Here is a 12030-nt window from a genome sequence, read left to right as displayed (position 1 = left end):
GCGCAGGTAGGCGCCTTATCCTCAGCCGCTTTTGCGGCTCTATCCACTACCCAAATTGCCCAAATGTCCAATGGCAACCAAGGAGCTGGTCTAGGCATCGGGATTACTGGTGCTACCCCAGAGCAGATTGCAGCATTATCGCAAGCACAGATTGCTGCCATCAACTTGAGTGGGATGAGTGCAGCGCAAGTGGCGGAAACCTTGCCTCTATTGCGGATTACAGCATTATCGCCCACTGAGATAAGCGCGATGCCCGCGTCCTCTCTGCGATGCTGGGGCATCGCGCAAACAACCGCTTTGAGGCCTGATGCCCTGTCGGCGCTCACCGCAACTCAATTCTTCGCCATCGGTTCCTCGTCGACATCCCCTTATGCATGCACGACTCAGCAACTCTTTTCTGCTTTGAGGGGCGATCAGGTAGCAAGCTTAACGAACGTCGCGGCAACCTTGCAAAAATTTTTACAGGCGAATCCAAGCGTCGTTGACAGTTATGGCCCACCCGATATGCCATATTTCTACTACAAAATTTCGATCCTAGGTCTTTGTAAAGCAGAGCCCTCAATTATAGGAAAAATGGTAAATGACACAATTGCAGCGTGGGGGGGCGTGGCTGGCGGTTGGGCTGACATTTCACCATTGTTTTTAGGGCCGCGTTTACTTGCCTATAGTTCGGCTCAACTTAATGCAATTGACGGTCAATTTTTCAGTAATATTATTTCGCAGAATTGGGTTACGGAGAGCCCCGACATGGCATTCAAGCTCAATGCGCCCCAGGTTCATGGAAATTCCGTCCCCATTCTGGTTGGTCAGCAAATTAGCGGCCTTGATTTGGCGCATTCAATTCTTTTTCTTGATTATTGGACGACTCATAATCACGAGCTAATCCCTTTGGCAATTCTGCAAGCCCTTTCGGTTCAGGGAATATCCGTGCTGCCTATTTCGGCGCTCGACCCGACTACGATTTCCTCTATTTCCCTTTCGCAGATGGATGGTTTCACGGGATCTCAATTCACGCAGATGAGTCTATCGCAATTGAGTGCCTTTACCCCCTCCCAGATCGGCGCGATCGCGAATCAGACTATCACCGACATGGGGGCCGTTCTCGTCAATTTCACCCCGACCCAGTTGGCGGGCTTGACTCATACCCAAGCACCGTTCGTCACCGTGACGCAATGGAGCTTGCTCGCCCCGAATCAAAGCGGCGTCTTGCTGTTCGATGTCGGTGGCTCCCTGAATGACGCGGTGTTCGATTCGATGACACCGGCCCAAATTACGGCCTTGCCGGCGCCGCAGATCGTCTGGGTGTCGGCCACCGCGCTGGGGGCCTTCAACACCGTCCAGGCGCAAGCCCTGACCATGCAGCAGATGTGGGCGATGAGCGATGCGCAATTGGCAGCCTTAGGCAAGTCCAATGCCGCCAATCTGGGCAACCTAGCTATCGAAGGCATGACGAGGGGGAGGTATGCCTCGCTGGTATCGCAGGCCACCACCTTACCTTCCACTGTGCCGATTTCGATGATGACGAACGCGCAACTACAAGCCGTCAGCCTCTCCGACCTGCAAAGCATTCCTGCCACAATCCTGACCTCGACCACCGACGTGGTAGCGCTGGGTAGTCTGACCAGGGCTCAATGCCTAGTCTTGAGCGGGCTGCAATATTATTCAATGAGCACCGCACAACGGGCGCAGCTTGTTGCAATGCCCGTCTTGGAAATGGCCGCCAATCAAATATCGACGCTGTCGGTCACCGACATCGCGGCTCTGCCGTTTCTGACGATCGCGTCGCTCAATGCTGCGCAGTTCGACGCGTTGTCGACTGCGCAGGTGCAGGCCTTGACGGAGCCGCAGGTGCAGGGGCTGACGTCGATGTTGTTGACTACCTTGAATTCCATTAGCTGGGGCAAGTTCTCCAACGAGCAAATGGGCTGGTTCTCGGTCAGCCAATTGAGCGCCATCAACAGCGTCGCGCAGGCCGCGGCACTGACCATGATGACGCCCACAGATGCGCAAAACATGCGCACGCAACTGGCTGCGATAGGAAGTACCTATGACGTGAACGCCAAGACCTTTACCGCCCCAACAGTCCTTAGCACTGCCAACCGGAACATATATTCGGACGCCAATACGGCACGCGCACTAATAGGATTTATCGGCAACTTGAACGGATATGTCTTAAAAGCGAGCGCTGGACCGGCATCTTCAGCAATAGCCGCCGCATGTGGCAGTTACAGGGAGGGGATCGCCGCTAACAGAGACACCAACCAAAAGATGCGTCTGATCAGTACGATCTGGAATGTTTCTGCCGTTGCCGATGCATTCGAGCAAGCGGCCACATCGGACAACAATGATAACGTCAAGATGACCGGTGATATCATCAAGGGACTCTCTTGGTTGGCGTCGACGCTACAGGTCCCTTGGGTTACTATTTATAAGGCTTGGAATGCTCTTGATTCCAAAACCGATGACGACTCGATGCTTACCCAGGCTACTGAAAACATTTATGCCGAAGTTGAAGCCGACGTGAAGGTTCCCAAAGAGTTGAAAGCGGGGACCTTCTCAGTCACCGATTTGCAAAAAATGCAATTGGATGAAAACGGGAAATGGGAGAAATTCAAGGCCGGTAGCGGCATCTTTTTTTGTGCCGATGCACTGGGCCTTGCCAGCGGTGCCTATGCAATCTACCAGACTAGCGTGGGGCCAGACCTTAACGGCACTAAAACTGGAAGCCTTGCTCTGCAAAGCATCAGTCTCGCCGGCAACGTCGCTGCTACGGTTAGTGATGCGATCGACTTTTTCTTTAAAGATAGTGCGGGCGGCGAACTCGCCGCTGCCGGTGCTGTCGGCAGAGCTTCCTCCGCCATACTCGGACCATCACTCGCCATTGCAATGGCAGCCAGTGACGCGATGCAGATCTATATCGATGTCGCTGCGTACAAAGCAAATGGGACCCAAGGGAATTTGATTGCGGCTATTGGAGGGGGGGTGGCGGACGGCGTGCAACTCGCCTTGATTATCGGGACGATAGCGGTTGAAGGCCCGGCTGGCGTGGTCATGGCAGCAGCTGTCGCGTTGATCCCGAATTTTGGCGGGATCGGCCAAGCAGTCGATCTCGTAAACCAATGGAATACTCTGAATAGCGAAGGACGCACTGCGGAAGGCGACATCATTTGCCGTTACCTGCATGAAATAGCCGCTCTGAATGCCACACCGATTGTGAATTTGACGTCGGCAATCTATACGCCTGTCATTATGGGGCAACTCCATTCAGCCATGATCAACGGCGGCTTCCTGCAGGCTCTGCAGCAGGACTTCCAATATCAAATACTGGGAACTTCCGATGGTCAAGCGGAAGTTGCCAAGTTGCGAGGCATGCTGCTTGCCGCCAACGGTGCGTTAAGCAATATACGGGTAATTAATGGCGCTTATGCCAAACCGTCCGATTACTATGCCGACGGTTCGTCCAATTCGGCCTACTGGACCCATCTAAATGTGATGAGCGGCGGTGCAACCACCGCCACGCAATGGAGCGACAATACAGTCACTTTGAATGACAACGCGCAGTTATCTGAGATTGTGGTCGCATCAACCGATAGAAATTTCACGGGCGTGTTGACAATCGATGCTACGGGGTCCTCCGAATCCATGAATTTCGAAGTGATGACGACGCAATGTACCCTCAAGGGCGGCAGCGGCAAGAACACCTACATCATTAACGCCGATACATTGACCGGAAGTGGGTATACGATCTTCGGGGGGAGCAGCAATATGGACTTGGTGCAGTTTGCCAGCACCAAGAACATTGGCACAATTCATCTCGACGATATTCACAATGCCGCCGTGAGTGGCAATACGGTCGGCAATAACGTCATCGGCGACCGATCTGGCCAGAGCTATTGCTTCCAGCTGGGGGCCATCGATCATGTCAGTATGACCGGCGGGAAAGGCACGGTTGCAGTGGGCGGGCGAGGCAACACCGTCATTATGGGTGGCGGTGACAACCGATTGATGGCTGTGTTGGGAGCCGACACCAACACCACCTTGGCGACAGCCCAGTACGATGGCGGCTCATCCGCCATCGCGACGGATCCAACGATCGGCGTCACGACCGGTGAAAATACACTCAATTTCAGCGGATCTGCCGACGAACTCAAAATCGTTATCAACGATCCAACTGGTGGCATGTGGTCGACGGCCGCGACCATTAATAACGGCAAAGAAGACGAAGCTAATTTCAAGAACTTCCAAAACATCGTCGGCTCCAATCTGGGTGACAACATTACGGTCTCGAATTGCAGTAATCTTGACCAATTGACACTGGGCGTCGGTAATAACGACGTTACGGTTTCGAACTCTAGTGGCCTGACGATCAACATGGGCATGGGCGTCAACAATATTTATCTTAATTATGCGACGGTGCGGGTGTCGTCTCTGCTCGGCGCCTGCAATGTCTATCTAGCTGCCGGATCCAATCTGCAAGGAAGTTTTGGGGGGCTCAGCGACGTGCTTGACGGCCTGCATGGCGACTCCAGTTCGGCAATCGACATCGCTACGTCGTCCGGTAAACACAATTTGCTGCTCAATCAGGAATGGGGCGAAGTAAACTTGACGCCTGGAAAACACAATAACGTGACCAGCATCGTGGATACATCGGTGACGCGTGCCGCCACGGATGCCAATGGCCACCATACAGATTTATTGAAACTGATACTGGGCGCCGACTTTGTTAATGAGGAAATCGGGTTCGATGCAAACGAGATCCATTTCAGGAGCACCGACGGCAGCGATCAGGAGCTTAACTACACGGTTTATAATGGGCAATCATTATGGGATGGTATCCACTCGAAAGCAGCCGATATCACCCAGTATGTCGCTATCACCGACTCGAATGTGAACTCGACTCTCGTGTCACTGGATTTGCTGATCCAGGCAGCGGCCAGCATGAGCACCAGGGGATATGCCTTTACCGAACAGGTGAGTGGAGTGACATATTACAAAATGACCGATGCCAACACGGTCGTGACGGCGTTACTCGCCGGCCACTAACTTGAAAGTTTCGTAAACCGCCTACGATTCCAGATCACCCGCAATCGTGTGAACAATATTGATTGCCACGGTCCGAACGGGGTAGTGTGCATATAACTGGTAAGTACCACGTTAGCAACGTCATTGACAGTCGGAGCTAGATGTAACGGCTCGCGTTTGAAACTGGTCATGCTCGCATTTGATGGTAAGCATGTTTTCTGCCACGTTACCATATACAGATCTCGATTCTCGGGGTGTTGGTCAGCCAGGTCCGATATGATTGCTGCCCCAGTCGTCCATGATCCGGGGGGGGGCACCAGACCTGGTGGGGGGGCTGGTGATCTCTGATAGAGACTTGGTCCGAAGGATACCCGAGGCCGTCCGTAACGTGGATGCCGAGACCTGTTGCCATGCGTTGTTGGCTATCAGAGCTTATTGTGGCGGGAGGTCGTATGGACGCTATTGAACATTACGATGCTGTAGACGTGTTTGTTGGTGTTGACGTTGGCAAGGGCGAACATCATGCTGTTGCGCTTAATCGATCAGGGAAGCGACTATTCGATAAGGTTCTGCCCATTGACGAAGGCCGGCTTCGTCATTGCCGGATTGAAGGAGCATGGGCAGCTGTTGCTGGTTGTTAACCAGCATGCCAGGAGTCGGCGTTAGGACGGCAGCCGAACTCCGGACTGAAGTCGCCTCCAGGGCCTTTACTTCAGCCGCGTACCTTGCGGCTTATGCAGGGTTGGCGCCCGTCACACGTCGATTTGGCTCATCAATTCGCGGCGAGCCCCCATCTCGGCGTGGAAATAAAGTGCTCAAACACACACCGTGTTCCTATCGGGCTTTACCGCGCTTCGCGATCCGGTTTCACACGCCTACTACGCCCGAAAGATTAGCCAAGGAAAACGACACAATCAAGCCCTAATCGCTCTTGCCCGCTGGCGTTGCGATGTACTTTACGCAATGATGCACGACAGGACACTTTATTGCCCCGCACTGCTCGCAAGCGGTTGACGAACCAGATAGGGATACCCCTTGACGAATCTGATTCAGCGGCGCTTATTGCCAACAACACTGTTAGGAATTAAGCGGGATTGGTGTGGGCGGTGCTGAGTTGGTCTGCGAGATTCCAAGGCAGGAAACCGTCAACCTGATTGGTCGGATGATTGGCGATATGGGTTAGGACTTGAGTGAGCCAGGCTTCAGGATTAATGCCGTTTAATTTGTGGTTCCAATTAACGAATGGATCGTGGCGGCGCGCTCACCATCACTGTTGGCGCCGGCGAATAAATAATTCCGGCGTCCGATGACGACCCCACGAAGGGAACGTGCCGCGGCCGAATTGTCGATTTCTCCTCTGCCGTCGCTGCAGATTTGAGCTGCGTGGCGGGCAACCAAGTCTCGAAATTATCGATGAGCGGAAGTGATTGCAATTGTCGAGCTGCGCGTCGCTCATTAGATAGCTTTCCGCAGATGCCTGCTTCGATCATATAGAATTCACCGATCCGAAGTAACGCTTCTGTCGTCAAGGCCGACGGCCTGGCGTCATGCAAGTCGAAGAATTTACGGTGTGTCTGCGCATAATATGCTGCATCTTGTATTTCATCGGTTCTAAACAAGGCGTTGAAGCCAGCAAATGCGTCAGCCTGTAGAGCGCCCTTGAATTGCATCTGGTATGTTTGCTGACGAATGCCCTTAGGGGGCAGTGTGCAAGCAAACTAGACTGCTGCTGGTTCAGTGCGAACGTGATGTACTGCACGTCTGGCCGAGTCCGAAATATGCCGGCATGATGATGAGCAGGGCACTCAATGACTGTGTCCATGGAGCGATGAACGTGGGCAGGTAGCCATATGGCAAAGAAGAACGCAGAGCTGGAGGCTCGTCTCATTAAGGGGGCAAACGCGATGCTCGCTGCATCTACGACGAGCAGGCGAAATCGGAGTTGATCCAGGCCTGTCGGAAGCCTGGCGTTTCTGTGGCATGCATGGCGATGGGACATGGGATCAATGCAAACTTGCTGCGAACCTGGATCGCCACCAGTAACAAGAGCCGTTGAGGGCAAGGTAAGCCTCATGTGGTACGCGATTCTGCACCTATGCCGGCCGGCAAAGCCGAAGTCGTGACGGAATCCAAATTATTGATGATCACTGAATCATCCGCACCGACATTCGTGCCGGTTGTTCAAGCTTCCTCTCTGTTTCGCTCGTGCCGGCGCTGGCGATTGTGCTGCATGTTCGTTTGCTCAATGGTGTGCAATTCAATCTTGATGAAGCGAACTTGACGGAGCTGTCGTGGGTACTGCAGATACTTGGTAGGATGAAATGTTCCGGTTCGACGAAGGACTGAAGGTTTGCGTGCACCGGGAGGCAGCAGATTTCTGGATGGAGATCAACGCGCTGCGCGACACTGCGAACGCGATGGAGGGGCGCGATACGTTGCTTGGCAAGTTACGCGTGGTGACGATCAACGCGACCTGGCGCTGGAGCGTCTGAAGGCCTTTCAACGCGAACTGTTTGGCTCCAAGAGCGAAGTCCGCAGCTTAGAACAGAAAGACCTCTTCTTCAACGAAGTCGAAGCACTAGCGGCGTCGGCACCAGCGCAGGAAGACAGCGTGCAGATGAAAGTTGCCTGCCACGCGCGCAAGAAGCCGGGCCGCAAGCCGCTTGACCCGGCCCTGCCGCGAGAGATCGTCCGTCACGAGTTGTTCGGGTCCAAACAGATCTGCGCTCGTGACTGACGGCTATCAAACATATAGCGGCATTGCCGCGACATACCAGCTTGAACAGCTGAGGCTAGAAGCGGGGACTGGAAACCGGAACGCCGGCAACGTCTGCGCACCAGTTACAGCAAACGCGTGCTGTAGGAAATCGAACATCTGCTGCTGACCAACTTGGACAGTGTTCCACCGCAAGGCCTGCTGGGCAAGGCTTTGCATTACTTCAATGGACAATGGCACAAATTGACTCGCTGCATCGAGAACGGCGCTTGGCCTATTTGCAGCAACGCTTGTGAGAATGCGATCAGACCATTTGTCGTTCGACGAAAGTCATGGATGTTTGCCGACACTGTCGGTGGAGCCAACGCCAGCGCTGATTTTTATTTGATCATCGAGACATGCAAGGCAAGCTGCATCGACCCTTACGGCTATCTGACCCGGATGTTCAGTATGCTGCCGCTGGCGCAAACCGTTGATGACTACGACGCACTGCTGCCATGGAATATGCCGGCAACCCAGCGGTAAACCTCATATGGTCTCACATTCTTCAGACGCTCTGAGGGACGTCGTTAAAGGATCGCTTACCATCAATGAAATCGTTCTTGTTGTTCTTGACAAAAAGACGTACAAATTGCGGCGAGATCAAGTTTCGCTTCATGCCAGAAACTGCTCAGTTAGTGCGCCATCCAATGAGCGCCGGCAGAGGCTCCCATGACGATGGAGCAGGTAGAAAAATTTCCCAAAGAATGGATTTATTGGCTGCGAGTGAACTTTTTGCGCAGCAACGCCTTACCATGCCGATCTTGACCGTGAAGATGAAAGCTGTACTTGCCTAGATCGATCTCGATGAGCGTAACGTCTTGCATGATCGTCTCCTTCAGAAATGAAAACACCCTGCAAGATTAGTACTTTGCAGGATGGAGGGGATCATCTCATTATCGTAGCTTTCTTTATGATCATATGCAGATTGTGATCGGCACCACAGAGTGCAGCGTACGGCGTATCCCCGAGGGGGGGGAGCCAGTTCCGGCCTATTTTCCGTCTGCCGCCTGTTGCTGATGCATTGCACTTCCAGCGCATGTATTGGGTAATCTTGTCTTTGGGCTTTTGACTTTTGACTCAGGATGCGTTGGGTGCGCCCAAGTCTTGCTGCACGCTGATTCCGGTACCTTGGCGTGGTCTCTCTCGGTTGTCGTTCTGGTGTGGCGTCAGGCCGTGTTCGCAGCCATTACTAGGTGTACCCGCTACCGCTTCAGTAATCTCGAATCGGCGGGGCGGGCAATCGCCTTGTCCATCACCGTGGTATCAACGATGACCTTGGTAGCATTGGTCACCTTGATGATGACGCATTGCTTGGCGGCTGTTAATGGTTTTCGCCAGCAGCTTTGCAAATAAGTCTCGCCGGTAAACATCTGCCAATACGGACTCTCGACCCGAGCTTACACCACATCCTCGTCGGACAGGCTGTAGGCCTGCTGCAGATACAGCAATCCAGCGGGCCGTTCCGCTGGCCGCCGGTGTTCGGACTGGAATGTGTCGCCGGCAAAGCGGTTGATCGCTTTCCAGTCGATGATATTCGCCAATTGCAATAGCGGAGGGCGCTAGTTCAGAGTTTCAAAAGCCAAAAAGGCGGCCGGATTAGGGTAATTCAGGCTTCTGCCCCTCATCAAAACCTCGTCGACATTTGCAAGGAATTCAATGGGAATACTTCATATTTCTGCAAATCCAGCGATCATTTTTAGTCGTCAAACCAGCGCCAGCATTGGCTCGCCTGATTTATTCAGGGCCGACTACTAAAGAAAAAAATGGCGCAATTGTTATATAAAAACAGCACATTTTTTCTATTGATAAAAAAACCTCACGATTATATTTAATTACGCTTCACTCCACTTGACGACGCAATCAATTTTAGGAAAATCGTACATGGGGATTATTTCTAACCCAGTTATCACTACTGACTTCTTGCCAGAAAAAAAACGATTTGAATATTGGGCAGATGTAGCCAGCAAATTACTCAATCCAATTGAGGTCGATAGTCCTGATCGCGAAAATTTTCACGCCAAAGTGGATTCGCTCCAAATTGGCGAATTTATGTATTGTCACTCAGAAGGGAGAAGTCCCTTTACCGCTCGTCGTACAAGATTTCATATCGCTCAAGCGAAGAAACATCCATTTCATCTGATGATGAGACTAGCTGGGGGGGGGGTATTGAAGCAAGGAAAATATGAAAGTACATTAAATATGGGCGATTTCGTGTTAGTTGATACGAAACAAGAAGTTATAAGCTCAATGGAAAATTCACATGCCGTTCTGGTATCTATTCCCGAACCACTTATGCGTGCATGGATACCTCATCCAGAAGACTGCGTAGCGCAGGCCTTGAAAACTGACAAAGGATGGTCCGCAATACTTGCACTCTATTTTCGTAGTTTAAATCAGGAAATGATGGGAACCGTACAACAGCATCAGCATGCGATCATAACAGAACATATTTTGTCACTCTATTTGCTTGCATTAGAAGATGCTCATATAATTCGCAAATCAGGGAGCCGGAATAATCCTGATTTGTATTTGCGTATGTACAATTGGTTATGTGAAAATTATATGGATCCGGAGGTTTCTGCCGCACAGCTTGCCAAGCACTTTCATATTTCAGTAAGAGAGGTTCATCGACAGTTTTCTTTAAGTCCAGAAAAAACTACTTTTCTTGGTAGCCTACGCACAATGCGTGTAAAAGCAGCGTTACGCATGTTAAAAGATGCAAATTTTTCTAAATTAACTATCGCAGAAATTGGGTATAGATCAGGTTTTAATGACTCAGCTTATTTTGGTCGGGTATTTCGAAAAATTATTCACTGCTCGCCAGGCGAATTTTTTAAGAACTATAGGCGAGAAATAAAAGATCGAGAGATGAATATTTAAAGAGTATTTTGATAATTGAAATTATATCGCAGAAATGTGGCGTGCCACTGCTCAAAACGATAAAACACGCGATAAACCAGTGGCAACATCTGAGCCGTTTTGCATTGAATTACTACGATCGCGTAGGGTCCGCCCCCTCACCACCAAATGATCGCTTTTAAAAGTACAATTTTCTAAACTGAGATTTTTGAAAGTTCTGCACGAAGACTTCCTGCTTTACCGACAGCCAAATCATCGCCATCCTCAAGTAAGCCGAGGGTGACTCGCCCGTCCCTGAACTGTGCCGTGGACACGGCATGAGCAATGTCACGTTTTACAAATGGTGTTCAAAGTTCGGCGGTATGGATACATCGCTGATGGCCCGCATGAAAGAACTGGAAGACAAAAACCGGCGCCTGAAGAAGATGTATGCCGAAGAACGGCTCAAGGCCGAGATTGTCGCCGAGACCCTCACAAAAAATGGCAGCGCAACGTCATCTGTTTGTCGACAATGGCAGCGAGTTCTCCAGCCGGTTGTTGGACTTGTGGGCGTATCATCATCAGGCACGTATCGATTTTAGCCGGCTCGGCAAGCCAACCGACAATTGCCACATTGAGACTTTTAACAGATCCTTCCGGGACGAACGCCTGAACTTGCATTGGTTCGAAAGTCTAGAGGAAGCAAGAGTAATTATCGAAACTTGGAGACGGGATGACAACGAGAGTCGACCTCACATGGCTCTCCATGGCCGGTCGCCGATAGAATTTGCCCATGCTGTGGCCCTCTCCGGCCCACAGCATGGTTGATAACGGCCGAAAACTAACTCTGAAAATAGTCCAGAAAATCCAAGCAGATCAACGCGCTGGTTATGAAACTAAAATTACGACCGACCAAACATGGCTCTTGATGGCCCCATGCTGCTCTTGGCCGCCTAGCCTCTACTTTTAACGCCCTCTAAAAACGGGGAGATTGTCCTTAAGTCTACATGTTTTGTCAACCCGACCAGTGGATTGCTGATTTTTGCGCTTATGTTATGCAGACAAACAAATCTGAAGGGGGGCAGCATCGCAGGTACTTCCTAATCGTGGTTGATATCAGAGTTTTACCGAGTGAGGCTCATGGGGCGGGAGGCTTTCAGAAGCCGCATTAAGTAATAAATGGCACTAATTTAGTATTTTTTTTATGCGTTGTCCTACCTGGAATTTCCATTGAGAAATATTATGTGTATTTTTAGCGTCGTTTTTACTGAAAAATACAACCTGTATCGGTATCGAATATGAGGCGATGGGCAAGCAGAATTACGATTACTTTGTGTGATTTAATGAATCCGGGTACCAATTTAGGCGAGAATACTCGCTAAGGAGAGGTGTTTGATGGGCAAGCGAAGACG

General features: G+C 51.3%; 9 protein-coding genes and 6 pseudogenes. 10 read left to right on the top strand and 5 right to left on the bottom strand.

Annotated features, from left to right (window positions below; genetic code table 11):
* The first annotated feature begins 63 nt into the window (after positions 1-63).
* From AC07RZ_RS23775 to AC07RZ_RS23765, 3 genes and pseudogenes are all read left to right on the top strand, one after another.
* Positions 64-5043 (top strand): hypothetical protein, encoded by a 4980-nt coding sequence (locus tag AC07RZ_RS23775; protein ID WP_494669819.1) that lies wholly within the window; start codon positions 64-66, stop codon positions 5041-5043.
* A gap of 431 nt (positions 5044-5474) precedes the next feature.
* On the top strand, positions 5475-5663 hold the full coding sequence (locus AC07RZ_RS23770) for a hypothetical protein (RefSeq protein WP_494669818.1): 189 nt from the start codon (positions 5475-5477) through the stop codon (positions 5661-5663).
* Positions 5657-6036: pseudogene (locus AC07RZ_RS23765) on the top strand (transposase); the annotation flags it as partial. The gene AC07RZ_RS23770 and the pseudogene AC07RZ_RS23765, both read left to right, overlap by 7 nt.
* A gap of 70 nt (positions 6037-6106) precedes the next feature.
* Here the strand turns inward: AC07RZ_RS23765 and AC07RZ_RS23760 are convergent.
* Together AC07RZ_RS23760 and AC07RZ_RS23755 are read right to left on the bottom strand one after the other, a co-directional pair.
* On the bottom strand, positions 6107-6235 hold the full coding sequence (locus AC07RZ_RS23760) for a transposase domain-containing protein (protein ID WP_494669822.1): 129 nt from the start codon (positions 6233-6235) through the stop codon (positions 6107-6109).
* A gap of 5 nt (positions 6236-6240) precedes the next feature.
* Positions 6241-6692, bottom strand: a pseudogene (locus AC07RZ_RS23755) (IS66 family transposase).
* A gap of 245 nt (positions 6693-6937) precedes the next feature.
* Between AC07RZ_RS23755 and AC07RZ_RS23750 the strand changes: the two are divergent.
* The 4 genes and pseudogenes from AC07RZ_RS23750 to AC07RZ_RS23735 form a co-directional block, all read left to right on the top strand.
* Entirely contained in the window at positions 6938-7078 is a 141-nt protein-coding gene (locus AC07RZ_RS23750; RefSeq protein WP_494669821.1) for a transposase, read from the top strand.
* A 265-nt stretch (positions 7079-7343) separates the two neighbouring features.
* Positions 7344-7514, top strand: a complete 171-nt coding sequence (locus AC07RZ_RS23745; RefSeq protein WP_494669824.1) for a hypothetical protein — start codon at positions 7344-7346, stop codon at positions 7512-7514.
* The gene (locus AC07RZ_RS23740; RefSeq protein WP_494669820.1) at positions 7496-7759 is read left to right on the top strand and encodes a transposase domain-containing protein; all 264 of its coding nucleotides are present in this window, start codon (positions 7496-7498) and stop codon (positions 7757-7759) included. The genes AC07RZ_RS23745 and AC07RZ_RS23740 overlap by 19 nt, the downstream gene beginning before the upstream one ends.
* 48 nt (positions 7760-7807) lie before the next feature.
* Positions 7808-8263, top strand: a pseudogene (locus AC07RZ_RS23735) (IS66 family transposase); the annotation flags it as partial.
* 55 nt (positions 8264-8318) lie between these two features.
* On the opposite strand, the pseudogene AC07RZ_RS23730 reads toward AC07RZ_RS23735, so the two are convergent.
* The 3 genes and pseudogenes from AC07RZ_RS23730 to AC07RZ_RS23720 form a co-directional block, all read right to left on the bottom strand.
* A pseudogene (locus AC07RZ_RS23730) lies at positions 8319-8604 on the bottom strand (IS110 family transposase); the annotation flags it as partial.
* Between the two features lie 378 nt (positions 8605-8982).
* The gene (locus AC07RZ_RS23725) at positions 8983-9150 is read right to left on the bottom strand and encodes a hypothetical protein (protein WP_494669817.1); all 168 of its coding nucleotides are present in this window, start codon (positions 9148-9150) and stop codon (positions 8983-8985) included.
* Between the two features lie 27 nt (positions 9151-9177).
* Positions 9178-9321, bottom strand: coding sequence for a hypothetical protein (locus tag AC07RZ_RS23720; RefSeq protein WP_494669823.1), 144 nt, complete (start codon positions 9319-9321; stop codon positions 9178-9180).
* A gap of 340 nt (positions 9322-9661) precedes the next feature.
* On the opposite strand from AC07RZ_RS23720, the gene AC07RZ_RS23715 reads away from it, so the two are divergent.
* From AC07RZ_RS23715 to AC07RZ_RS23705, 3 genes and pseudogenes are all read left to right on the top strand, one after another.
* On the top strand, positions 9662-10660 hold the full coding sequence (locus AC07RZ_RS23715) for an AraC family transcriptional regulator (RefSeq protein WP_494669816.1): 999 nt from the start codon (positions 9662-9664) through the stop codon (positions 10658-10660).
* Positions 10661-10890: 230 nt separating this feature from the next.
* Positions 10891-11118, top strand: a pseudogene (locus tag AC07RZ_RS23710) (transposase); the annotation flags it as partial.
* A 7-nt stretch (positions 11119-11125) separates the two neighbouring features.
* A pseudogene (locus tag AC07RZ_RS23705) lies at positions 11126-11446 on the top strand (integrase core domain-containing protein); the annotation flags it as partial.
* Positions 11447-12030 lie beyond the last annotated feature (584 nt).

It is taken from the genome of Collimonas sp. GW821-FHT07E08 (assembly GCF_059418905.1).
Note: the sequence above shows the minus strand (reverse complement) of the source record. Positions and strands in the feature narration are given on the sequence as shown.